Annotated in this window: 20 protein-coding genes and 2 tRNA genes; 18 read left to right on the top strand and 4 right to left on the bottom strand. The window is 62.6% G+C overall.

The window, feature by feature from the left end; all coding sequences use genetic code 11:
- Positions 1–87 precede the first annotated feature (87 nt).
- From minE to minC, 3 genes are all read right to left on the bottom strand, one after another.
- Entirely contained in the window at positions 88–342 is a 255-nt protein-coding gene (gene minE / locus R3355_RS07425; RefSeq protein ID WP_271349308.1) for a cell division topological specificity factor MinE, read from the bottom strand.
- Complete coding sequence (gene minD / locus R3355_RS07430) at positions 342–1,154, bottom strand: septum site-determining protein MinD (RefSeq protein WP_318950757.1); 813 nt, start codon at positions 1,152–1,154, stop codon at positions 342–344. Before minD ends, minE begins: the two co-directional genes overlap by 1 nt.
- A gap of 100 nt (positions 1,155–1,254) precedes the next feature.
- A complete protein-coding gene (gene minC / locus R3355_RS07435) occupies positions 1,255–1,995 on the bottom strand; it encodes a septum site-determining protein MinC (protein WP_318960694.1) in 741 nt (246 codons plus the stop codon).
- A 260-nt stretch (positions 1,996–2,255) separates the two neighbouring features.
- Between minC and R3355_RS07440 the strand changes: the two genes are divergently transcribed.
- The 15 genes from R3355_RS07440 to R3355_RS07510 all read left to right on the top strand — a co-directional run bounded on the left by R3355_RS07440 (position 2,256) and on the right by R3355_RS07510 (position 19,286).
- Positions 2,256–3,185 (top strand): lipid A biosynthesis lauroyl acyltransferase, encoded by a 930-nt coding sequence (locus R3355_RS07440; protein ID WP_318950753.1) that lies wholly within the window; start codon positions 2,256–2,258, stop codon positions 3,183–3,185.
- A 252-nt stretch (positions 3,186–3,437) separates the two neighbouring features.
- Positions 3,438–4,640 (top strand): patatin-like phospholipase family protein, encoded by a 1,203-nt coding sequence (locus tag R3355_RS07445; protein WP_318960695.1) that lies wholly within the window; start codon positions 3,438–3,440, stop codon positions 4,638–4,640.
- A 316-nt stretch (positions 4,641–4,956) separates the two neighbouring features.
- Entirely contained in the window at positions 4,957–6,177 is a 1,221-nt protein-coding gene (locus tag R3355_RS07450) for an aspartate aminotransferase family protein (protein WP_318960696.1), read from the top strand.
- A gap of 182 nt (positions 6,178–6,359) precedes the next feature.
- Positions 6,360–7,376 carry an arginine/ornithine succinyltransferase subunit alpha gene (gene aruF / locus R3355_RS07455; RefSeq protein WP_318960697.1) on the top strand — a complete coding sequence of 339 codons (1,017 nt, stop codon included), beginning with the start codon at positions 6,360–6,362 and terminating at the stop codon, positions 7,374–7,376.
- An 11-nt stretch (positions 7,377–7,387) separates the two neighbouring features.
- Positions 7,388–8,404 (top strand): arginine N-succinyltransferase, encoded by a 1,017-nt coding sequence (gene astA / locus R3355_RS07460; protein ID WP_318960698.1) that lies wholly within the window; start codon positions 7,388–7,390, stop codon positions 8,402–8,404.
- A 95-nt stretch (positions 8,405–8,499) separates the two neighbouring features.
- Complete coding sequence (gene astD / locus R3355_RS07465; RefSeq protein WP_318960699.1) at positions 8,500–9,963, top strand: succinylglutamate-semialdehyde dehydrogenase; 1,464 nt, start codon at positions 8,500–8,502, stop codon at positions 9,961–9,963.
- Positions 9,963–11,309 carry an N-succinylarginine dihydrolase gene (astB, locus tag R3355_RS07470; protein ID WP_318960700.1) on the top strand — a complete coding sequence of 449 codons (1,347 nt, stop codon included), beginning with the start codon at positions 9,963–9,965 and terminating at the stop codon, positions 11,307–11,309. Before astD ends, astB begins: the two co-directional genes overlap by 1 nt.
- 80 nt (positions 11,310–11,389) lie before the next feature.
- Positions 11,390–11,674, top strand: a complete 285-nt coding sequence (locus R3355_RS07475) for a topoisomerase II (protein WP_318948813.1) — start codon at positions 11,390–11,392, stop codon at positions 11,672–11,674.
- A gap of 10 nt (positions 11,675–11,684) precedes the next feature.
- Positions 11,685–12,701, top strand: coding sequence for a succinylglutamate desuccinylase (gene astE, locus R3355_RS07480; protein WP_318948812.1), 1,017 nt, complete (start codon positions 11,685–11,687; stop codon positions 12,699–12,701).
- Between the two features lie 248 nt (positions 12,702–12,949).
- Positions 12,950–13,954 carry a low-specificity L-threonine aldolase gene (gene ltaE, locus R3355_RS07485; RefSeq protein WP_318960701.1) on the top strand — a complete coding sequence of 335 codons (1,005 nt, stop codon included), beginning with the start codon at positions 12,950–12,952 and terminating at the stop codon, positions 13,952–13,954.
- Positions 13,955–14,579: 625 nt separating this feature from the next.
- Positions 14,580–17,204, top strand: a complete 2,625-nt coding sequence (gene alaS, locus R3355_RS07490) for an alanine--tRNA ligase (protein WP_318960702.1) — start codon at positions 14,580–14,582, stop codon at positions 17,202–17,204.
- Between the two features lie 136 nt (positions 17,205–17,340).
- A complete protein-coding gene (locus tag R3355_RS07495) occupies positions 17,341–18,579 on the top strand; it encodes an aspartate kinase (RefSeq protein WP_318960703.1) in 1,239 nt (412 codons plus the stop codon).
- A 183-nt stretch (positions 18,580–18,762) separates the two neighbouring features.
- On the top strand, positions 18,763–18,948 hold the full coding sequence (gene csrA, locus R3355_RS07500; protein ID WP_010490393.1) for a carbon storage regulator CsrA: 186 nt from the start codon (positions 18,763–18,765) through the stop codon (positions 18,946–18,948).
- Between the two features lie 62 nt (positions 18,949–19,010).
- A tRNA-Ser gene (locus tag R3355_RS07505) sits at positions 19,011–19,101 on the top strand.
- Positions 19,102–19,209: 108 nt separating this feature from the next.
- A tRNA-Arg gene (locus tag R3355_RS07510) sits at positions 19,210–19,286 on the top strand.
- 152 nt (positions 19,287–19,438) lie between these two features.
- On the opposite strand, the gene R3355_RS07515 is transcribed toward R3355_RS07510, so the two are convergent.
- The gene (locus tag R3355_RS07515) at positions 19,439–19,936 is read right to left on the bottom strand and encodes a DUF4124 domain-containing protein (protein ID WP_318960704.1); all 498 of its coding nucleotides are present in this window, start codon (positions 19,934–19,936) and stop codon (positions 19,439–19,441) included.
- Positions 19,937–20,260: 324 nt separating this feature from the next.
- Between R3355_RS07515 and mgtE the strand changes: the two genes are divergently transcribed.
- The 3 genes from mgtE to oadA all read left to right on the top strand — a co-directional run bounded on the left by mgtE (position 20,261) and on the right by oadA (position 23,949).
- Positions 20,261–21,703 (top strand): magnesium transporter, encoded by a 1,443-nt coding sequence (gene mgtE, locus R3355_RS07520; RefSeq protein ID WP_318960705.1) that lies wholly within the window; start codon positions 20,261–20,263, stop codon positions 21,701–21,703.
- Positions 21,704–21,890: 187 nt separating this feature from the next.
- Positions 21,891–22,142 carry an OadG family protein gene (locus R3355_RS07525; RefSeq protein WP_318948802.1) on the top strand — a complete coding sequence of 84 codons (252 nt, stop codon included), beginning with the start codon at positions 21,891–21,893 and terminating at the stop codon, positions 22,140–22,142.
- A gap of 25 nt (positions 22,143–22,167) precedes the next feature.
- Positions 22,168–23,949 carry a sodium-extruding oxaloacetate decarboxylase subunit alpha gene (oadA, locus tag R3355_RS07530; RefSeq protein WP_318948801.1) on the top strand — a complete coding sequence of 594 codons (1,782 nt, stop codon included), beginning with the start codon at positions 22,168–22,170 and terminating at the stop codon, positions 23,947–23,949.
- Positions 23,950–23,951: the final 2 nt, after the last annotated feature.

Below are 23,951 nucleotides of genomic sequence, written 5' to 3' on the forward strand. Positions count from 1 at the left end.
TGGCGGTGTTGGGGGGCTGTGTGTGGCTGGAATAAAATGGCGGCCCTTGAGGCCGCCATCTAGTCAGGTTTCGCCGCCGGAAACGAATTAGCGATCCGGCAGGGTGATGTTGAGTTCCAGGATCGAGCAGCTGCCCTGGTTTTCCAGGGCGACTTGCACCTGGTCCGAGTCGATGTTGACGTACTTGCGAATCACCTCGACCAGCTCTTGCTGCAGGGCCGGCAGGTAGTCCGGCTGGCTGCGCTGGCCGCGCTCGTGGGCGACGATGATCTGCAGACGCTCTTTCGCAATGGACGCAGTGGGCTCCTTTTTGCGTTCACGAAAGAAGTCAAAAATATTCATTAGCGAGCTCCAAACAAGCGTTGCATGAGTCCTTTCTTCTGCACATCGAGAAAGCGATGGGCAACTTCCTTGCCGAGCAGACGGTCGACGGCATCGCTGTAGGCCTGGCCGGCGTCGCTTTGGTCGTCGAGGATGACCGGTACGCCCTGGTTGGAGGCTTTCAACACGGCTTGCGATTCGGGGATCACGCCGAGCAGGCGGATGGCGAGGATTTCCTCGACGTCTTCCACGCCGAGCATTTCGCCACGGGTTACCCGCTCCGGGTTGTAGCGGGTCAGCAGCAGGTGTTCCTTGATCGGCTCTTCGCCTTTCACGGCGCGCCGCGATTTGCTCGCCAGCAGGCCGAGCATGCGGTCGGAGTCGCGTACCGAGGAAACCTCGGGGTTGGTCACGACAATCGCTTCATCGGCGAAGTACATCGCCAGGTGCGCGCCTTTTTCGATACCGGCCGGCGAGTCGCAGACCACGTACTCGAAGTTCTCGCGCAGTTCGTTGATGACTTTTTCCACGCCTTCCTCGGTCAGCGCGTCTTTGTCGCGGGTCTGGCTGGCGGCCAGCACGTAGAGGTTTTCCAGGCGCTTGTCCTTGATCAGCGCCTGCTTCAGCGTGGCTTCGCCGTTGACCACGTTGACGAAGTCATACACCACGCGACGCTCACAGCCCATGATCAGGTCGAGATTGCGCAAGCCGACGTCGAAGTCGACGATGACGGTCTTGTGCCCGCGCAGGGCGAGGCCGGTACCGATGGCGGCGCTGGTGGTGGTTTTACCCACGCCACCCTTGCCGGAAGTGATTACTAGGATCTTGGCCAAGGTGATTCACCCCAAAATGTGAAGAAAGACGGGAATCCGACAGCCGTGCGGGGCTTCCAGATGCCTTTTTTATGTCCCTGAAAATTGGCGGCAGTATCCGTTAAAGGCGGGTGATGTTCAACACGTCACCCGACAAGCTGACTTGTACCGCCTCGCCCCATAACGGGTCGCGGCGCAGGTCTTCGGCAACCTTGTAGTGGCCGGCGATGGACAGCAGCTCCGCGCCCATCTGCTGGCAGAAAATGTATGCCTTGGTGTTGCCCTGAATACCGGCCAGGGCGCGACCGCGCATGGGCGCGTAAACATGGATGTTGCCATCGGCGAGAAGTTCCGCGCCGGAGCTGACCGGTGCCAGGACAATCAGGTCGCCGCCCTGGGCATAGACCTGCTGGCCGCCGCGCACCGGGCTGGTGATGATCTTGCTCGGCCTGATCTCGGGCTCTGCGGGCTTTTCCGCTTGTTTCTCCGGGGCGTTACCGTCGGTCGGATCGACCGCGCGCTCGCGGGCGCCGGAGGGCGGCAGCACCGGCAAATCCAGGGCGCCAGCGGCGGCGATGTCGTCTTCGCGGTTGGCGCGCACGGCCAGGGTGCGCAGGCCATGGTTGCGGCATACGGCCATCAGTGCGCCCAGGTCGAGGCTGCCTTCGCCTTCCGGCAGCTTGTCCAGGGCCAATACCAGCGGGGTATTGCTGAAGAAATTCGGCGCCTGGGCGACTTTGGCCGCCAGTTGCTGGTCGAGGCGCTCGAGGTCGTTGTGCGCCAGTTCCAGCACGGTGATGGCCAGCATGCTGCCCTTGAGCTGGAATACGGGGTCTTGCTCGAGTAGATCGGCTTGGCTCATGGTCTGCCTGATACGCCTTGTCGGTCGTGACGAAAGTAGCCCGGACTTATAGCGATAACCCCGCTGGGCTGCAAGCCGGGTCGAGCCTTTGCGTGATTCCCGCCAGAACGCCGGTGCTGGCAGGCCGTTGAAAACGACTGCGCCAGGCGAGGCCGCGTTGCAACGCAGCGAAGCGGAGCAACAGGCCCCCGGGCATCGCTCGCTACATTTTTCAACGGCCTGCTAGAATGCCGGGCTTTATGCCTTGCTCGGGATCGTTGATGGATCGTCCAGTCTTTCGTGCCTGTTTCCTGCGTCCACGCTTCTGGCCGCTGTGGCTGGGGCTTGGCCTGCTGTGGCTGGTCGCGCTTCTGCCTTATCCGCTACTGATGTGGCTGGGGCGTCGGCTTGGCGGCTTGATGTTTCATCTGGCGCGTTCGCGCCGGCAGATTGCCGCGCGCAACCTGAAGCTGTGTTTCCCCGAGCTGTCGGCCGATGAGCGCGGTGCCTTGTTGCGGGAAAATTTCGCCTCGACCGGCATGACCTTCTTCGAGATGGCGATCAGTTGGTGGTGGCCGGCGGCGCGACTGGCCAGGCTGGGGCAGGTCGAGGGGCTCGAGCACCTGCGCGCGGCCGAGGCCGATGGGCAGGGCGTGCTGTTGATGGCTTTGCATTTCACCACCCTGGAGATGGGCGGCGGCCTGCTGGGCATGCGCCAGGACATGTACGGCATGTACCGGCCGCACAAGAATCCACTGTTCGACTATGTCCAGCGCCGTGGCCGCGAGCAGCGTCTGCAGGGTGTGATCGGGCGCGACGACGTGCGCGGCATGCTCAAGCTGCTGCGCGCCGGCAAGGTGATCTGGTACGCGCCGGATCAGGACTATGGCGCGCAGCGCAGTATTTTCGTGCCGCTGTTCGGTGTGCCGGCAGCGACTGTGACGGCGACCAGCAAGTTCGCCCGTCTGGGCCGGGCGCGGGTGATTCCCTTCACCCAGACGCGGCTGGCCGACGGCTCCGGCTACAGGGTGGTGGTGCACCCGCCGCTGGCGGATTTCCCCGGGGAGAGCGAGGAGGCCGACTGTTTGCGGGTCAATCAGTGGATCGAGGCGGCGATTCGCCAGCAGCCCGAGCAGTACCTGTGGGCCCACCGGCGCTTCAAGACGCGCCCGGCCGGTGAGGAAAAGATCTACAAGAAGCGCCGCAGCTAGTGGCTGCGCTGTTGGCGCGGAGTTCGCTCGCCATCTACGACGGGGCGCTACCGCTCAGCAAACTGGAGGCAATTGCGTTTATTGGCTTGTGGGTACCTGTAGGAACTGGGCGTCCCCCCGCTCCTACAGGTCTTTGTTATTCTTTAACTTATCCATATAAAACAATGACTTATTTATTTTTTGATAAGACCGGCGGTAGGCTCGGCCGGGCGGCCCTCCTGCAGGCTGCAAGTTAAGGACTAGGAAGCCTCTATGACACCCAGCACACCTTCCAGCCAGCCGGTCACCGGGTTGATTCTTTCCGGCGGCGGCGCGCGGGCGGCTTATCAGGTCGGGGTGTTGGCGGCGATTGCCGATTTGCTGCCGGATGCGGCGCAGAATCCCTTTCCGGTGATCGTCGGCACCTCGGCCGGGGCCATCAACGCGGTCGGCCTGGCGTGCGGGGCCTTGCATTTTGGCGAGGCGGTGCGCCGCCTGACCAGCGTTTGGCAGGGTTTTCATACCGCCCAGGTGTATCGCAGCGACTGGCCGGGGGTGTTGCGCCAGGCCAGTCGCTTCATCGGCCACAGCCTGCTGGGCCTGGGGGGGGAAGTGCCGGTGGCGCTGCTCGACAGTTCGCCGCTGCGCGAGTTGCTCAAGCGCGAGCTGGATTTTTCCGGGATCGCCGCTGCGGTTCGCCAGCGCCAGTTGCGGGCGGTGGCGGTGACGGCGTTCGGTTACGAGTCCGGGCATGCGGTGACCTTCTATCAGGGGCGCGCCACCATCGACCCCTGGATGCGCCATCGCCGGGTCGGGGTGCCGACCCGGCTGTGCGTCGAGCATCTGCTGGCCAGTTCTTCGATTCCGCTGCTGTTCCCGCCGGTGAAGATCAACCGCGAGTATTTCGGCGACGGCGCCGTGCGCCAGTCCGCGCCTATCAGCCCGGCGCTGCACCTGGGCGCGACCCGGGTGCTGGTGGTCGGCGTCAGTGGCAACCCGCAGGCCGAGTCGGGTAGCGCGGTCACCACCGCGGTGCAGGCGGTAAAACCGCCGAGCCTGGCGCAAATCGGCGGGCATATGCTCAACAGCACCTTTATCGACAGCCTGGAGGGTGATATCGAACTGCTCGAGCGGCTCAACCTGATGAGCAAGCTGATCCCGCCGGAGCAGCGTCCGCGTGGCCTGGGACTCAATCCGGTGGAGGTGCTGGTGATTTCGCCGAGCCAGCCGCTGGACGAGATCGCCGCCCGCCATCGCCACGAGCTGTCGGCGGTGCTGCGCCTGTTTCTGCGTGGGCCGGGGGCGACCAAGGCCAGCGGCGCGGGGGTGCTCAGCTATCTGTTGTTCGAGGCCGGCTATTGCAACGAGCTGATCGAACTGGGCTATCAGGATGCGATGACGCAGAAAGCCGCCTTGAGCGAGTTCCTCGGCCTGGCCGGCCCGCCGATGGTGCAGGGGCAGCCGATCACGGCGTAGGCTGCGCGGGGCCGCCTGGGCCGTGCGCACCTAGGGTCCCTGTGAGTGGTGCGCACGGCGCACCCTACTCGCGTAGGCCGCGAAACCTGCCGGTCAGCTTGTGGATAATTGCCGCGCACCGTGCGCGAATGTGCCGATCAGCGTTTAAACTGCGCCTTCCCGACGCTTTCTGTCGCATTTGCGAAAGCGGCGGTTTTCCTCGGGGTGGCGCTGTAAGAAGTTGTCGCATGGCGGCAATGCCAGCCCCGAATCAATCCCTACAATCCTTCCCATCGCCTGCCACCCCATGCAGGTGTTACTCGTCAGGAGAGTCCCGATGTCCGTTCAGCACGATCCGGTGCAACGCGCCGATTTCGACCAAGTGATGGTTCCCAACTATGCCCCGGCCGGCTTTATTCCGGTGCGCGGCGCGGGCTCCCGAGTCTGGGATCAAAGCGGTCGTGAGCTGATCGACTTCACTGGCGGCATCGCCGTGAATGCCCTGGGTCATTGCCATCCGGCCCTGGTCGCCGCCTTGACCGAGCAGGCCAATACGCTGTGGCACATTTCCAACGTGTTCACCAACGAGCCGGCCCTGCGCCTGGCGCACAAGCTGATCGACGCCACCTTCGCCGAGCGGGTGTTCTTCTGTAATTCCGGCGCCGAAGCCAACGAGGCCGCCTTCAAGCTGGCCCGTCGGGTGGCCTTCGACAGGTTCGGCGAAGACAAGTACGAAATCATCGCGGCGACCAACAGCTTCCACGGCCGCACCCTGTTTACCGTCAGTGTCGGCGGTCAACCCAAGTATTCCGATGGCTTCGGGCCGAAGATCCAGGGCATCAGCCATGTGCCGTACAACGATATCGAGGCGCTGCGCGCCGCGGTTTCCGCCAAGACCTGCGCCGTGGTGCTGGAGCCGATCCAGGGTGAGGGCGGCGTCCTGCCGGCCGACCTGGCCTACCTGCAGGCGGCCCGCGAGCTGTGCGACCAGCACGACGCGCTGCTGATCTTCGACGAGGTGCAGACCGGCATGGGCCGCAGCGGTTCGCTGTTCGCCTACCAGCATTACGGGGTGACACCGGACATCCTCTCCAGCGCCAAGAGCCTGGGCGGTGGTTTCCCGATCGGCGCCATGCTCACCAGCGAAGCGCTGGCCAAACACCTGGTGGTTGGCACCCATGGCACCACCTACGGCGGCAACCCGCTGGCCTGTGCGGTGGCCGAGGCGGTGATCGATGTGATCAACACCCCGCAGGTGCTGGCTGGGGTGAAGGCCAAGCAGCAGCGCTTCACGACCACCCTGGAGCGGTTCGGTGAGCAGTACGGCGTGTTCAGTCAGGTGCGCGGCCTCGGTCTGTTGATCGGCGCGGTGCTCAGCGACGCCTGGAAAGGCAAGGCCAAGGCGATTCTCGATGCCGCCGCGGCGCAAGGCGTGATGGTGCTGCAAGCCGGCCCGGATGTGGTGCGTTTCGCCCCGAGCCTGGTGGTGGAAGAGGTCGATATCGATGAGGGCCTGGCGCGTTTCGAACGTGCGCTGGTCCAGCTGACGCAAGCCTGAGCCGACAGTCCGGCGGCGAGCCACTTGCGCTCGCCACGGGCTGCGCTTGCTCGGCTTATGGATAAGCCGAGCTACTTTCCAGGGATGACTGTCTCCGTGTGTGCTGTGGCCTTCGGGTTACGGTTTTTCCAGGCGGTTCGCGCTGAGCGGCCTGGGATTTTTATTGAGAAAGGAGTGACACCATGCTGGTGATGCGCCCCGCGCAAATGGCTGACCTGAGTGAAGTGCAGCGTCTCGCCGCGGACAGCCCGGTTGGTGTGACTTCGTTGCCGGACGATGCCGGTCGCCTGCGCGACAAGATCGCGGCCTCGGATGCCTCGCTGGCCGCCGAGGTGAGCTTCAATGGCGAAGAAAGCTACTTCTTCGTCCTCGAAGACAGCGACAGCGGCCACCTGCTCGGTTGCTCCGGGATTGTCGCCTCGGCCGGCTATTCCGAGCCGTTCTACAGCTTTCGCAACGAAACCTTCGTGCACAACTCGCGTGAGCTGAAGATCCACAACAAGATCCATGTGCTCTCGCTGTGCCACGACCTGACCGGCAACAGCCTGCTGACCAGCTTCTACGTCGAGCGGTCGTTGGTGGGCAGTGTCTGGTCCGAGCTGAACTCGCGTGCGCGCCTGTTGTTTGTCGCCAATCATCCGGAGCGCTTTGCCGATGCCGTGGTGGTGGAGATCGTCGGTCACAGCGACGAGCACGGCGATTCGCCGTTCTGGGATGCCGTGGGGCGCAATTTCTTCGACATGACCTACGCCGAGGCCGAGCGCCTGTGCGGGCTGAAGAGCCGGACCTTTCTGGCCGAGCTGATGCCGCATTACCCGATCTATGTGCCGCTGCTGCCGGATGCGGCGCAGGAAGCCATGGGTCAGGTGCACCCGCGGGCCCAGGTGACCTTCGACATCCTGATGCGCGAAGGCTTCGAGACCGATCATTACATCGATATTTTCGACGGCGGGCCGACCCTGCATGCGCGCACCTCGGGGATTCGCTCGATCGCCCAGAGTCGCGTGGTGCCGGTCAGGATCGGCGAGCCGATCAAGGGTGGGCGTCCATATATGGTGAGCAATGGCCTGCTGCAGGATTTTCGCGCGATTGTCGCGGACCTGGATTGGGTGCCTGGCAAGCCGGTCACCCTCAGTCTTGAAGCTGCCGAAGCACTCGGCGTCGGCGAGGGTGCCAGCGTGCGCCTGGTTGCGGTTTAAGGAGTTAGCGCATGATCGTTCGTCCCGTCCGTACCGCCGATCTTCCGGCCCTGATTGATCTGGCGCGCACCACCGGCGCCGGCCTGACCACCCTGCCAGCCAACGAGGAGCGCCTGGCGCACCGCGTCGGCTGGGCAGAAAAGACCTTCAAGGGCGAAGCCGAGCGCGCCGATACCGACTACCTGTTCGTGCTGGAAAACGACGCCGGCCAGGTAGTAGGGATTTCCGCCGTGGCCGGTGCGGTCGGTCTGCGTGAGCCCTGGTACAACTACCGCCTGGGCCTGACCGTCAGCGCTTCGCAGGAGTTGAATATCCATCGGCAGATTCCCACCCTGTTTCTGGCCAACGACCTGACCGGCAACTCCGAGCTGTGTTCGCTGTTTCTGCGCAGCGACCACCGTACGGGGCTCAATGGTCGCCTGCTGTCCAAGGCGCGCTTGCTGTTTATCGCCGAGTTCCGCGAGTTGTTCGGCGACAAGGTGATCGCCGAGATGCGCGGCATGTCCGATGAGCAGGGGCGCTCGCCGTTCTGGGAGAGCCTGGGCCGGCACTTCTTCAAGATGGAGTTCAGCCAGGCGGACTACCTGACCGGGGTCGGCAACAAGGCCTTCATCGCCGAGTTGATGCCCAAGTTCCCGCTCTATACCTGCTTCCTCTCCGAAGATGCGCGCAGCATCATCGGCCGCGTCCACCCGGATACCGAGCCGGCGCTGGCCATGCTCAAGGGTGAAGGCTTCAGTTATCAGGGCTATGTCGACATCTTCGACGCTGGCCCAGCCATCGAGGCGGAAACCGCGAAAATCCGTGCCGTGCGCGATAGCCAGGCGCTGGTGCTGGCCATAGGTACGCCGGGCGATGACGCTACGGCTTTCCTGATCCACAACCGCAAGCGCGAAGACTGCCGGATCACCGTCGGTGCCGCACGCCTGGCCGCCGGCACCCTGGTGGTCGATCCGTTGACCGCCAAGCGCCTGCGTTTGTCGGTCGGCGACCAGGTAAGAGCGGTGCCGCTGTCGGCCCGTGGCTGAATACCGAGCCGCCTGGAGACGATCCGGGCCGTTCGATCGAATAACCCACCCGGCGCAACGCCGGGTGATGAAATTGCTGGGAGTGATAAAACAATATGAGCACTCATTACATCGCCGGTAGCTGGCAGCTTGGTCAGGGCGAAGCCCTGGAATCGTTGAATCCCGTCACTCAGGCCGTGGTCTGGCGTGGCCAGGCGGCCTCCGTCGCTCAGGTCGAGGCCGCCGTGGCGGCCGCCCGCGCGGCATTCCCGGGCTGGGCCTCGTGCTCCCTGGACGGGCGCATCGCCGTGCTGGAGCGCTTCGCCGTGGCCCTCAAGGCACATGCCGACGAGCTGGCCCGGGCGATTGGCGAGGAAACCGGCAAGCCGCTGTGGGAGTCGGCCACCGAGGTGACCAGCATGGTCAACAAGGTCGCCATCTCGGTGCAGAGCTATCGCGAACGGACCGGCGAGAAGAGTGCCCCGCTGGCCGATGCCACCGCGGTGCTGCGGCACAAGCCGCATGGCGTGGTGGCGGTGTTCGGCCCCTACAACTTCCCCGGCCACCTGCCCAACGGCCACATAGTGCCGGCGTTGCTGGCGGGCAACTGCGTGCTGTTCAAGCCCAGCGAACTGACGCCGAAAGTCGCCGAGCTGACGCTCAAGTGCTGGATCGAAGCCGGTCTGCCGGACGGCGTGCTCAATCTGCTGCAGGGCGCGCGCGACACCGGCGTAGCCCTGGCCGGCAACCCCGGCATCGACGGGCTGTTCTTCACCGGTTCGAGCAGCACCGGCAGCCTGCTGCACAGCCAGTTCGCCGGTCGCCCGGAGAAGATCCTCGCCCTGGAAATGGGCGGCAACAACCCGCTGGTCGTCGATCAGCTCGCCGATGTCGAGGCAGCGGTGTACTGCATCGTGCAGTCGGCCTTCATCTCCGCCGGCCAGCGCTGCACCTGCGCGCGGCGTCTGCTGGTGCCGCAGGGCGAGTGGGGCGACAGCCTGCTGGCGCGCCTGGTCCAGGTCGCCGGGCAGATCAAGGTCGGCGCTTTCGACGAAACTCCGGCGCCCTTCATGGGCTCGGTGATTTCCCTGGCGGCGGCCCAGCACCTGCTGCAGGCCCAGCAGCAGCTGCTCGACAAGGGCGCCACGGCGTTACTGGCGATGACCCAGCCGCTCAAAGGTGCCGCCTTGCTGACCCCGGGCATCATCGATGTCAGTGCGGTGGCCGGGCGACCGGACGAAGAGTTCTTCGGCCCGCTGCTGCAGGTCATCCGTTATGCCGATTTCGAGGAAGCGATCGCCGAGGCCAACAACACCCGGTTCGGCCTGGCCGCCGGTTTGCTGTCGGATTCCGCCGCGCGCTACCAGCAGTTCTGGCTGCACAGCCGCGCCGGCATCGTCAACTGGAACAAGCAACTCACCGGCGCCGCCAGCACGGCCCCGTTCGGTGGCGTCGGCGCTTCCGGCAACCACCGCGCCAGTGCTTACTACGCGGCGGACTACTGCGCCTATCCGGTGGCCTCGCTGGAAAGTGAACGCCTGAGCCTGCCCGCCACCCTGACCCCGGGAGTAAGCCTGTAATGTCCGGCTATGAAATGAATTTCGACGGCCTGGTCGGCCCGACCCACAACTACGGCGGCCTGTCCTACGGCAACGTCGCTTCGCAGAGCAACAGCCAGGCCGGCTCCAGCCCGAAAGAGGCCGCCAAGCAGGGCCTGGCGAAGATGAAGGCGCTGATGGATATGGGCCTCAAACAGGGCGTACTGGCCCCGCAGGAACGCCCGGATGTCGCGGTGCTGCGCCGCCTCGGCTTTACCGGCAGCGATGCCCGGGTGATCGAGCGGGCGGCAAAGGAGGCCATGCCGCTGCTGGTCGCCAGCTGCTCGGCCTCGAGCATGTGGACGGCCAACGCCTGCACCGTCAGCCCCAGCGCCGATACGGCCGATGGCCGGGTGCACTTCACCGCCGCCAACCTCAACTGCAAGTTTCACCGCTCCATCGAGCACCCGACCACCAGCCGCGTACTCGGCGCCATGTTCGCCAACGAGCAGCACTTCGCTCACCACGCTGCCTTGCCCGCGGTGGCGCAGTTCGGCGACGAGGGCGCGGCCAACCACACGCGTTTCTGCAAAGACTATGGCGATGCCGGGGTGGAGTTCTTCGTGTTCGGCCGCAGCGCCTTCGACGGCCGTTTCCCGGCGCCGCAACGCTACCCGGCGCGGCAGACCCTGGAAGCTTCCCAGGCCGTGGTGCGCCTGCATGGGCTGAGCGAGGCCGGGGTGGTCTATGCTCAGCAGAACCCTGCGGTGATCGATCAGGGGGTATTCCACAACGACGTGATTGCGGTGGGTAACGGCGAGGTGCTGTTCTATCACCAGGACGCCTTCCTCGATACCGACAAGGTGCTGGCCGAGCTGGCGGACAAGCTCGCTCGTCGTGGCGGTAACCTGCAGGCGGTGTGCGTGCCGCGCGATGCGGTCACGGTCGAGGATGCGGTGAAGTCCTACCTGTTTAACAGCCAGCTGTTGTCACGCGCCGCTGGCGGCATGTTGCTGATCGTGCCGGAGGAGTGCCGCAACAACGCCAATGTGTGGAATTACCTGCAGCAGCTCACCAGCGGCAGTGGGCCGATTCGCGAGGTCAAGGTGTTCGATCTCAAGCAAAGCATGCAGAACGGCGGTGGCCCGGCCTGCCTGCGTTTGCGCGTGGCACTCAAGGATAATGAGCTGGCGGCAGTGAATCCGGGGGTGATCATGACCCCGCAGCTGTATGACACGCTCAATGTCTGGGTCGACAAGCACTACCGCGATCGCCTCAGCGAGAACGAATTGGCCGACCCGCAATTGCTGATTGAATGTCGCACGGCATTGGATGAATTGACCCAGATCCTTAAACTGGGCACGGTTTATCCTTTCCAATTGAACTGAGCAAGCAAGGCAACAGCCTCAAGCACCCGCTTGGCGTTCTAAACTTGCTGCTTGTGGCGTATAGCGTGGAGCTTTGAATAATGTCCGATGTCCTGCAACTGATCCTCGAAGATGAAGATGGCACCCAGCTGGAAACGACCTGCACCCGCTTTGCGGTGATGTGGCAGGGCAAGGAAGTCTGGTTCCAGCAGGTGGGCAATGGTCAGTTGATGATCGGCGTGGACGTGGAGGAAGGTGACAGCGAGTACGCCAATCTGTTGCTGCGCCCGCTGGCCACCAACCTGGTCAGCCTGGAACTGGAGATGGAAGCGGCAGAGCCCGGCGACGACGAGCACGTGCATGGTCCCGACTGCAATCACGAGTGAGGTAACTCCTATGCTTGCCCTCGGCAAATTGCTTGAGCTGACCCTGGCCGGCTTTGAACCGGCAGCGAAGATCCAGCTGACGCCCGAGGGCGCACGCTTGCGCTGGCTGGCCGAAGGCGCGCTGGAAGTGACGCCGCCAGCGGCCAGCGACAATGGCCTGGACCTGCTGCTCTCGGCCGGCATCCACGGCAACGAAACCGCTCCCATCGAATTGCTCGATCGCCTGCTGCGCGGCATTGCCCGTGGCGAGTTGAAGCCGCGCGCACGCATCCTCTTCCTGTTCGGTAATCCGCCGGCGATCCGTCGTGGCGAGCGCTATATCGACCAGGACATCAATCGCCTGTTCAACGGCCAGCACGAGCGACATGCCGGGGTCGAGGCGATGCGCGCCTGTGATCTCGAGCACCTGGCCGCGACGTTTTTCAGCAAGCCCGAGCGCACGCGCCTGCACTACGACCTGCACACCGCGATCCGTGCCTCGCAAATCGAGCAATTCGCCCTTTATCCCTGGCAGGAGGGGCGGCCGCGCAGCTTGCGCGAGCTGGCCCGGTTGAATGCCGCAGGGATCGAGGCGGTGTTGCTGCACAACAAGAGCTCGATCACCTTCAGCGCATACACCTACACACAGCTGGGCGCCGAGTCGTTCACCCTGGAGCTGGGCAAGGCGCGTGCCTTTGGCCAGAATCAGCAGGTCAACCTGGATTTACTCGAACAGCGCCTGCAGCACATCATCGAAGGCTGTGAGCCAGAGCCACAAGAGCAGGACGCCGAATTGCGCGGGCTGCAGTTGTTCGCCGTGGCGCGGGAAATCATCAAGCACAGCGACACCTTCAAGCTGCACTTGCCGGCGGATATCGAGAACTTCAGCAAACTGCCGGTCGGCTACCTGCTGGCCGAGGATCTGGCCGGCACTCGCTGGATAGTGGAGGAGCCGGATGCGCGGATCATCTTCCCCAACCCCAAGGTGAAAAACGGTCTGCGCGCGGCCATCCTCATCGTCCCCGCCGCGGACGTGCAGCTGGCCTGATCGGTTCCAGGGGGCGATCTGTAGATCCAATGTTTATGCACAAGCCTCGCTGCGCTCAACCGTCGTAGGGTGCGCCGTGTGTTCATCCGGGCTACAGGACTGCTTCTGTGACAGCGGACTTGTCCGCGAAAGGACCCTGCGCAGCTCCGAACTGATCTGTCCTGCGTCCTATTGCCCTATCTGTACCTTGTTCCCATGCCTGGGGCGCCTTAGCATCGGGGTTTTCGTCACGTTAAGGAAAAACGGCCATGACTGTCATCGACCTGCGCAGCGACACCGTTACCCAGCCAACCCCGGGTATGCGCGAAGCCATGCTGGCGGCCGAGGTGGGCGATGACGTCTACGGTGAGGATCCCACGGTCAACCGCCTGGAGCAGTACCTGGCCGCCGAGCTGGGTTTTGCCCGCGCGCTGTTCGTGCCGACCGGCACCATGAGCAACCTGCTCGGCCTGATGGCCCATTGCGAGCGCGGCGACGAGTACATCGTCGGTCAGCAGGCGCACACCTATAAATATGAAGGTGGTGGCGCCGCGGTGCTGGGCTCGATCCAGCCGCAGCCGATCGAGGGCGAAGCCGATGGCTCGCTCGACCTGGCCAAGGTCGAGGCGGCCATCAAGCAGGATGACTTCCACTTCGCCCGCACTCGTCTGCTGGCGCTGGAAAACACCATGCAGGGCAAGGTCCTGCCATCGAGTTATCTGGCCGCTGCCCGCGCGTTGACCCGCACACGTGGCTTGGCCCTGCACCTGGACGGCGCGCGGCTGTACAACGCAGCGGTCAAACAGGGCGTGGCGGCCAGGGAGATCACCCGGCACTTCGATTCGGTCTCGGTCTGTTTGTCCAAGGGCCTGGGCGCGCCAGTGGGCTCGGTGCTGTGTGGCAGCGACGAACTGATCGGCAAGGCGCGGCGCCTGCGCAAGATGGTTGGCGGCGGTATGCGCCAGGCAGGCATCCTGGCCGCTGCCGGGCTCTATGCCCTGGAACATCAGGTGGCGCGCCTGGTCGAGGATCACGCCAATGCCGATCGCCTGGCCGAAGGGCTGCGCGGCTTGGGCTACGCGGTCGAGCCGGTGCATACCAATATGGTCTATGCCCAGCTCGGCGAGCAGGCCGACGCACTCAAGGCCTTCTGCGCCGAACGCGGGATCAAGCTGGCGGCCGCGCCACGCCTGCGCATGGTCACGCACCTGGATGTCAGCGCCGCGGACATCGAGCGGGTGATCGAGGCCTTTGCCGAATTTGCGCGGGTTTGAACCGGTCAGCTCCAGGATGGGTTATCGGCGCCAGGTCCGGAGCGTTCAAACATCGCCGTCGCCGTAGCGGCTGACGCGGCGGTTCAAGTCTGAATTTGATTCAGGCATGTGCCCCTCGGTAACCCGGCGGCCATTCCCGTGGGTGGGGCTTTATAGCTGCGATGGGCCCTGAAAGCGCTGAAAGCGCCATGGCTGCAGCGTGGATGCCATTGTCGGGTCTCGCGGCGGCTTGAATCCTGTCGTGACAAAGGACATGCCTGTTGCCGCTAACCTGTACGCGCCGACCCAAGGGAGCGTCGTTTTCCGCGCGGTGCGGTGTTATAGCCGTTATCTATTGATAAACACGCTGTACCGATGCTAAAGGGCCGATATAATGCGGCCCTTTGCAGACTGCGTGAAAGCTACTGCGCTCGGCTATGCGGCGTTAAAAACAGGCTCACAGCCATAGGCTGAACGCGCTTTAGCGCGGCCCCGAAGGGGGAGCGAAGCGAATCAAATGCTCATTTACAGCGCGTAAACTGCGCTTTTTCGCCTGTTTTTGCCTTGCCTGGCCTTCGCTCGCTACGCTTTCATGCAGTCTTTGTTGCCGGCTTTGCCGTGGCCGCCTGTTTCCGTGGATGATCCTATGAAAAGCGCAGAAATCCGTGAAGCTTTCCTCAGCTTCTTCGAAGAGAAGGGGCACACCCGTGTCGCTTCCAGCTCCCTGATTCCGGGCAATGACCCGACGCTGCTGTTCACCAACGCCGGGATGAACCAGTTCAAGGACTGCTTCCTCGGCCTGGAAAAACGCGCCTACACCCGTGCCGCGACCAGCCAGAAGTGCGTGCGTGCCGGCGGCAAGCACAACGATCTGGAAAACGTCGGCTACACCGCGCGCCATCACACCTTCTTCGAAATGCTCGGTAACTTCAGTTTCGGCGATTACTTCAAGCGCGACGCCATCCACTTTGCCTGGGAATTTCTCACCGGTGATCGTTGGCTGAACCTGCCCAAGGACAAGCTCTGGGTCACCGTCTACGCCAACGACGACGAAGCCTACGACATCTGGAACAAGGAAATCGGCGTGCCGGCCGAGCGGATGATCCGCGTCGGCGACAACAAGGGCGCCCCCTATGCCTCCGACAACTTCTGGACCATGGGTGATACCGGCCCGTGCGGCCCTTGCACCGAGATCTTCTTCGATCACGGCGAGCACATCTGGGGCGGCCCGCCTGGCTCGCCGGAAGAAGATGGCGATCGCTACATCGAGATCTGGAACAACGTGTTCATGCAGTTCAACCGCACCGCAGATGGCGTGCTGCATCCGCTGCCGGCGCCGAGCGTGGACACCGGCATGGGCCTGGAGCGCATCAGTGCGGTGCTGCAGCACGTCAACTCGAACTACGAGATCGACCTGTTCCAGAGCCTGCTGAATGCCTCGGCCAAGGCCATCGGCTGCGCCAACGAGGGTCAGGCTTCGCTGAAGGTGGTGGCCGATCATATCCGCTCCTGCAGTTTCCTGATCGCCGACGGCGTCACCCCGTCCAACGAGGGCCGTGGCTATGTGCTGCGCCGGATCGTCCGTCGCGCCTGCCGTCACGGTAACAAGCTGGGCGCCAAGGGCAGTTTCTTCTACCAGATCGTCGCCGCGCTGGTGGCCGAGATGGGTGAAGCCTTCCCGGAGCTGAAGCAGCAGCAGGCACAGATCGAGCGCGTGCTGAAAACCGAAGAAGAGCAGTTCGCCAAGACCCTGGAGCAGGGGCTGAGAATTCTCGAGCAGGATCTGGTCGGCCTCAAGGGCAAGCTGATCCCCGGCGAGACGGTGTTCAAGCTGTATGACACCTTTGGTTTTCCCTACGACCTGACGGCCGATATCGCCCGCGAGCGTGGCCTGACCCTGGACGAGAGCGGCTTCGAGCGCGAAATGCAGGCCCAGCGCGAGCGCGCCCGTTCCGCCAGCGCCTTCGGTATGGATTACAACGCCCTGGTCAAGGTCGACAGCGATACACGCTTCCTCGGCTACGAGGGCACCAGCGGCAGCGGTCAGATCATCGCGCTGTTTCGCGGTGACCAGGCGGTCGATCGCCTGAGCGAAGGCGAGGAGGGTGTGGTGGTGCTCGATCAGACGCCGTTCTATGCCGAATCCGGTGGCCAGGTGGGTGACTGCGGCTTCCTCGAAGGTGCCGGCGTGCGTTTCGATGTGCGCGATACCACCAAGGCCGGCGGTGCTTTCCTGCACCACGGCATGGTCGCCCAGGGCAGCCTGAGCGTAGGTGCCTCGATCAAGGCCGAGGTTGACGCCAGCGTGCGTCGGGCCACCGCGCTCAATCATTCGGCGACGCACCTGTTGCACGCCGCGTTGCGTCAGGTGCTCGGCGAGCATGTGCAGCAGAAAGGCTCGCTGGTCGATAGCCAGCGCCTGCGTTTCGACTTCAGCCACTTCGAGGCGATTAGCTCGGCGCAGTTGAGGGCGCTGGAAGATATCGTCAATACCCAGGTGCGCAACAACAGTGCCGTGGAAACCCTCGAGACCGATATCGAAACCGCCAAGCAGAAAGGCGCCATGGCGCTGTTCGGCGAGAAGTACGGCGATCAGGTGCGGGTGCTGAGCATGGGCGGCGATTTTTCCGTCGAGCTCTGTGGCGGTACTCACGTGGCCCGTACCGGCGACATCGGCCTGTTCAAGATCACCAGCGAAGGCGGTGTCGCAGCGGGCGTAAGGCGTATCGAAGCGGTCACCGGTTCCGCTGCTTTTGCCTATCTGAATGCTGCCGAAGAACAGTTGAAAGAAGCTGCTGCACTGGTCAAGGGCAGTCGCGACAACCTGCTGGACAAACTGACGGCCATGCTGGAGCGCAATCGACAGTTGGAGAAAGAGCTGGAGCAGTTCAAGGCCAAGGCCGCCAGTTCGGCCGGCAACGATCTGGCCGGCTCTGCCGTCGACGTCAAGGGCATCAAGGTGCTGAGTGCGCGTGTCGACGGCCTGGACGGCAAGGCCATGCTGGCCATGGTCGACCAGTTGAAGAACAAGCTCGGTAGCGCCGTGATCCTGCTCGGCGGCGTGCAGGACGACAAGGTCGTGCTGGTGGCCGGTGTGACCCAGAACCTGACCGCAAAACTCAAGGCCGGCGAGTTGATGAAGCAGGCCGCGGCGGCAGTCGGTGGCAAGGGCGGCGGTCGTCCGGATATGGCGCAGGGCGGTGGCACCGATGCCGGCGCGCTGGATGGCGCCTTGGCGCTGGCCGCAAGCTATGCCGAGCAAGGTCTGTAAGCACCAGTAGTTGTCGTTCCGCAGGCGATTTTCAGCGTCTGCGAACGCCAGGAATTGCATTGCGCCCGGCAGGCCTTGGCAGCGTATTGAGTTGAATGTTTAATGGGCGCCCTTCACGGGCTGAGGCGGCTTTGAAATGGCTTTGATCGTACAGAAATTTGGCGGCACCTCCGTCGGCACTGTTGAGCGGATTCAGCAGGTGGCCGAGAAGGTGAAGAAGTTCCGCGAAAACGGCGATGACATTGTGGTCGTGGTTTCCGCCATGAGCGGTGAAACCAATCGGTTGATCGAACTGGCCAAACAGGCTAGTGACGATCATCCGGTGCCGCGTGAGCTCGACGTGATGTTGTCCACCGGTGAACAGGTGACCATTGCCCTGTTGACCATGGCGCTGATTCGCCGCGGTGTGCCGGCGGTGTCCTACACCGGCAATCAGGTGCGCATTCTCACCGACAGCGCGCACAACAAGGCGCGTATCCTGCAGATTGACGATCAGAAGCTGCGTGCCGACCTCAAGGCCGGTCGTGTGGTGGTGGTCGCCGGTTTCCAGGGGGTGGACGAGCACGGCAATATCACCACGCTCGGGCGTGGTGGCTCCGACACCACGGGCGTGGCCCTGGCGGCAGCGCTGAAGGCCGACGAGTGTCAGATCTACACGGATGTCGATGGTGTCTATACCACCGACCCGCGTGTGGTGCCCCAGGCTCGACGCCTGGAGAAGATCACCTTCGAAGAAATGCTGGAAATGGCCAGTCTGGGCTCAAAGGTGCTGCAAATCCGTTCGGTGGAATTCGCCGGCAAGTACAACGTCCCGCTGCGCGTATTGCACAGCTTCAAAGAGGGTCCGGGCACCCTCATTACCCTTGATGAAGAGGAATCCATGGAACAGCCGATCATCTCCGGCATCGCTTTCAATCGCGACGAAGCCAAGCTGACCATCCGTGGCGTGCCGGACATCCCGGGCGTGGCGTTCAAGATTCTCGGCCCTGTCAGTGCCGCCAATATTGAAGTCGACATGATCGTGCAGAACGTGGCGCACGATAACACCACCGATTTCACCTTCACCGTGCACCGCAACGATTATCTGGCCGCGCAGCAGGTACTGGAAAATACCGCGCGTGAGCTGGGCGCTCGCGAAGTGATTGGCGACATCAAGATTGCCAAGGTGTCGATCGTCGGCGTCGGCATGCGCTCCCATGCGGGGGTTGCCAGCCGCATGTTCGAGGCTCTGGCCAAGGAAAATATCAATATCCAGATGATCTCCACCTCGGAAATCAAAGTGTCCGTGGTGATCGAGGAGAAATATCTGGAGTTGGCGGTGCGTGCACTGCACACCGCCTTTGAACTGGATGCCCCGGCCCGACAGGGCGACTGAGGCATTGCCCGAAAGGCGCGCACTATTGCGCGCCTTTTGTCTTTTTGGTTGGCGTGGATGGACTTTCTTTCTGCCCACACTGGTCAATACTTGGGTGAAGGCCTCGCTTGAGATTTATCGGGGCTGCCACCATTTTCTTTTTTGCAGACTGTTGTATTGGATTTAATCCGTGAGGAGAAAGGAATGCTGATTCTAACTCGCCGGGTCGGTGAGACCCTGATGGTGGGTGACGAGGTCACTGTCACCGTGTTGGGCGTTAAGGGCAATCAGGTGCGCATCGGCGTTAACGCGCCGAAGGAAGTAGCCGTGCACCGTGAGGAGATTTACCAGCGCATCCAGAAAGAGAAAGACGAAGAACCAAGCCACTAATTTTTATCTGATTTTTGGCTTTGCAAGCGGGGCAAAGATGGGTATCATGCGCCCCGTGTTGCGGAGAGGTGGCCGAGTGGCCGAAGGCGCTCCCCTGCTAAGGGAGTACATCTCAAAAGGGTGTCGGGGGTTCGAATCCCCCCTTCTCCGCCATTATTTAGTGTTATAGGGTGTTGGTCCTGCTTTGATCGGTAAGTTGTTGAAATTAATCTGATTTAAGCTTGATTGAATGATTTGAAGCCCTATAATGCGCGGGACAGTGCACTCATAGCTCAGCTGGATAGAGTACTCGGCTACGAACCGAGCGGTCGGAGGTTCGAATCCTCCTGAGTGCACCAAATAGAAGGGCCTGCAGCGATGCAGGCCCTTTTTCTTTGTCTGCTGTTTTGTCTCTGTGGGCCCGTGCGCGTACCGCGGCTCCGGGCTGTGCAGCTGAGGCGCGGGAGGGTGTCGCTGCGCTCGATTCCGTCCCGTGGCCTGGGTAGGCGTGCTAACGCTTGCCTTTGACGCAGCCAGCCTCGTCGAAGCTAACCTGGCGGCTATTACCTTGTTGGTCGCGGTAGTGATAGCGCGTCTGGCCGTTCTGGCTGCTTATCCTGTCCGGTGTGCCCAGGCTGCTTTCCACGTCGCTGCGGTGCATGCCGCTGCGTATCTGCTGTTTGATTATGGCCGTGCGGCGCTCGCTGCCGGTGACCAGGTTGCCGCAGCCATCCTGCGATTCGCCGACCACCACCAGTTCGCTGGCGTCGTGTTTTTCCTTGGTTTTACTGCGTGAGGATTTCGCTGTTTTCGCCAGGGGTACGGCTTTGCCGCTGCTGGGCGTGGGGTTGTGGGCGTCTTGCAGGTATTGCGCCTGTTCGGCGGGGCAGCCTTGCAGGGTGAAGGTGACGTGGCCATTGGCGTCTTCGCAGCGGAATACGGTTGAGGCCAGCAGGGGTGGTGGGCACAGCAGGATGGCGCAGAATGCTGCGCGGTGCAGTCCATGCATGGTGACGTCCTCCTTGACGGTCGTCTGACAAGCCTAGTCGCTCGGATCGGCTTTGCCAGTGGTGCCTTGTGCGGCGTCTCCGGCGTCGCAACTACGGGTTGTTAAAAAACGCTGAAGTTTGTGCTGCAAAGGCTTGTTCTAGCCTGCTTTTTGTAGCATGCAAAGCCGACGGGCGGTGTTATCATTTTGCCCGTCAGCCCCGCCGGGGCTTGTGGATCACCACCATGGACTTACCCAGTAGTTACTCTGAATCTCGTTTGTGCAATCGCGTACTGATTGATTGACCCTCTTTGGCGTGCGCCGCCGCTGGGGGTGGAGCGTGCCATGACTGAAGTAGAAGCCAAGAAGCCGCAAGAAAGCCTGCAGGACCGCCTTGCCCAGGTGGTCGAGTTGCTGCATCGGCACAAGCTGGTCGAAGACCTGACCCACCGTCAGGAAGGCCCGCATCACGACCGGGTGGAAAACCTGGTGCACCGGCAGAACCTGGCCGAGCTGCAGCGCAAGCTCGACGAGCTGCACTCCGCCGACGTCGCGCATATCCTCGAAGCGCTGCCGTTGGACGAGCGTCTGACTATCTGGCAGCTGGTCAAGGCCGAGCGCGACGGCGATATCCTCCTCGAAGTGTCCGATGCGGTGCGCGAAACCCTGCTCGCCGACATGGACGACCACGAGATCCTCGCGGCGGCCAAGGAGATGGATGCCGACGAGCTGGCGGACCTGGCCTCCGAGCTGCCACGCGATGTCGTTCATGAGTTGATGGAAACCCTCGATGCGCAGCAGCGTGAGCGGGTGCGTTCGGCGTTGTCCTATGAGGAGGATCAGGTCGGCGCTTTGATGGACTTCGAGATGGTCACCATCCGCGAAGACGTCAGCCTGGAAGTGGTTTTGCGTTACCTGCGGCGCCTGAAGGAGCTGCCCGGGCATACCGACAAGCTGTTCGTGGTCGATTACGATGGTGTGCTCAAGGGGGTGCTGCCGGTCAAGCGCTTGCTGGTCAACGACCCGGACAAGCTGGTCAGCGAGGTGATGGCGACCGATCCGGTGAGCTTTCATCCGGACGAGGATGCCTACGATGCCGCCCAGGCGTTCGAACGTTACGATCTGATCTCAACGCCTGTGGTCGACAAGAACGGCAAGCTGATCGGCCGTCTGACTATCGACGAGATGGTCGATCTGATTCGTGAAGAAAGCGAAAGCGAAGTGCTGAACATGGCCGGTCTGCGCGAGGAGGAAGACATCTTCGCCTCGGTGTGGAAATCGTTGCGCAACCGCTGGGCCTGGCTGGCCCTCAACCTGATTACGGCGTTCATTGCCTCGCGGGTGATAGGCCTGTTTGAGGACTCCATCGAGAAGCTGGTGGCGTTGGCTGCCTTGATGCCGATCGTTGCCGGTATCGGCGGTAACTCGGGCAACCAGACCATTACCATGATCGTCCGTGCCATGGCGCTGGATCAGGTCAGTACCGGTAATACCGCACGGCTGATTCGCAAGGAATTGAGTGTTGCCTTGATCAATGGCCTGGTCTGGGGCGGGGTGATCGGGGTGGTGGCTTATATGCTCTACGACAGCTGGTCGCTGGGAGTGGTGATGACTGCGGCCATGACCCTGAACCTGCTGCTCGCGGCATTGATGGGCGTACTGATTCCAATGACCCTGGTGCGCATGGGGCGTGATCCGGCGATGGGCGCCAGCGTGATGATTACCGCGGTGACCGACAGTGGCGGTTTCTTCATCTTCCTGGGTATGGCCTCGTTGTTTCTGCTGTAGCGCGGTGCACTTATTTATGGGGTGAATGTATGGCGCTTTTTTGTCCGAATTTGTCGCTAAATACAGTCTGGGGTTTGCTTCAAACGGCCGTTTCAAGCTAAGGTGCGCCAGCTTTGCCCGGGGCATTCCTCGGGCGCCCCTATCAATACTGAATGCAGCTCGATGCTGCTGGCAAAAAGGAGTCAAGATGACCTCCAGTCAACTCCTGCTCGAGGGTGTCGAGCTCATGCTGTTCGGCCTGGGCTTTGTATTTCTCTTCCTGATGTTGTTGGTAGTGGCGATCCGCGTGATGTCGCGTCTGATCGAGCTTTTTGCCCCCCACACGCCAGTTTCCGCGGCCGCACACGCGCCCGCCAAGCCCGCTATTCAACAGCCGGATGGCGATGTGCTGGCCGCTATTCAATCCGCTATCAATCAGCACCGCGCTCGCCGCGGTTGAGTCAGGTTCGAAAGGGAGCACCTGTATGACTGCCGTTAAACAAGCACTCGGAATTACCGATGTGGTGCTGCGCGATGCTCACCAGTCGATTCTGGCGACGCGTGTACGCCTCGAAGACATGTTGCCGATCGCGCCCAAGCTCGATCAGGTCGGCTTCTGGTCGGTGGAGTCCTGGGGTGGTGCTACTTTCGATTCCTGCATCCGTTACCTGGGCGAAGACCCCTGGGAGCGCATCCGCGAGCTGAAGAAGGCTATGCCCAACACCCGCCAGCAGATGCTCCTGCGTGGACAGAACCTGCTCGGCTATCGGCACTACGCCGATGACGTGGTGGAGAAGTTTGTCGAGCGCGCGGCAATCAACGGCGTCGATGTGTTCCGCGTATTCGACGCGATGAACGATCCGCGTAACTTGCAGACCGCACTGCGGGCGGTCAAACAACTGGGCAAACATGCCCAGGGCACCATTTCCTACACCACCAGCCCGGTGCACACCCTGGAAATGTGGGTCGACCTGGCCAAGCAGATCGAAGACATGGGTGCCGACTCGATCGCGATCAAGGATATGGCCGGTATTCTCAACCCGTACATCGCCTTCGAGCTGGTGACGCGCCTCAAGGCCAGCCTGTCGATCCCGATTCACATGCAATGCCACGCCACTGCGGGGCTATCGACCGCGGCCATCGTCAAGGCAGTGGAGGCCGGCATCGACAACGTCGATACCGCGATTTCCTCGCTGTCGATGACCTACGGTCACTCGCCAACCGAGTCGGTGGTGGCGATCTTCCAGGGTTCCGAGCGCGATACCGGCCTGGACCTGTTGCTGCTCGAAGAAATCGCCGCCTACTTCCGCGAAGTGCGGAAGAAGTACGCCAAGTTCGAGGGCACCCTCAAGGGGGTCGATTCGCGCATCCTGGTCGCCCAGGTGCCGGGTGGCATGCTGACCAATATGGAAAGCCAGCTCAAGGAGCAGGGCGCCCAGGACAAGTTCGATGAAGTGTTGGCCGAGATTCCGCGAGTGCGTGAAGATCTGGGCTTTATCCCGCTGGTGACGCCGACTTCGCAGATCGTTGGCACCCAGGCGGTGATCAACGTATTGACCGGTGAGCGCTACAAGTCGATCACCAAGGAAACCGCTGGTGTGTTGAAGGGCGAGTACGGCGCGGCGCCGGCCCCCTTCAATAAAGAGCTGCAGGCGCGGGTGCTGGATGGTGCCGAAGCCATCACCTGTCGGCCGGCCGATTTGCTGGAAGCGGAAATGGACAAGCTGACCGCCGAGCTCAGGGGCATCGCCCAGGAGAAGGGCATCAAGCTGGCCAAAGATGAAATCGACGACGTGCTGACCTATGCACTGTTCCCGCAGATCGGCCTGAAGTTCCTGGAGAACCGCGGCAACCCGGCGGCCTTCGAGCCGGCGCCGAGCGGTAACGAGCTGCCGGCGCGTGAAGCCGGCAAGCCCGAGGTCTACACCGTTGAAGTCAACGGCAAGTCCTTCGTGGTGCAGGTCAACGAGGGTGGCGATATCGAAGGTCTCAAGCCTGTCGGCGGCGCCGCAGCCGGTGCTGCGCCTGCTGCCGCGGCGGCCCCGGTGGGTGGCGGCGAGCCGCAGAGCGCACCCCTGGCCGGCAATATCTTCAAGGTGCTGGTGCAGCCTGGGCAGACAGTCGAGGACGGCCAGCTGCTGATCATCCTCGAAGCGATGAAGATGGAAACCGAGATTCGCGCGTTCAAGGCGGGTGTCATCGGTGCCGTCAACATCAAGGTCGGCGATGCAGTGGCGGTGGGCGACAGCCTGCTGACCATCGGCTAAGG

It is taken from the genome of Pseudomonas sp. (assembly GCF_033723075.1).
GTDB lineage: Bacteria > Pseudomonadota > Gammaproteobacteria > Pseudomonadales > Pseudomonadaceae > Aquipseudomonas.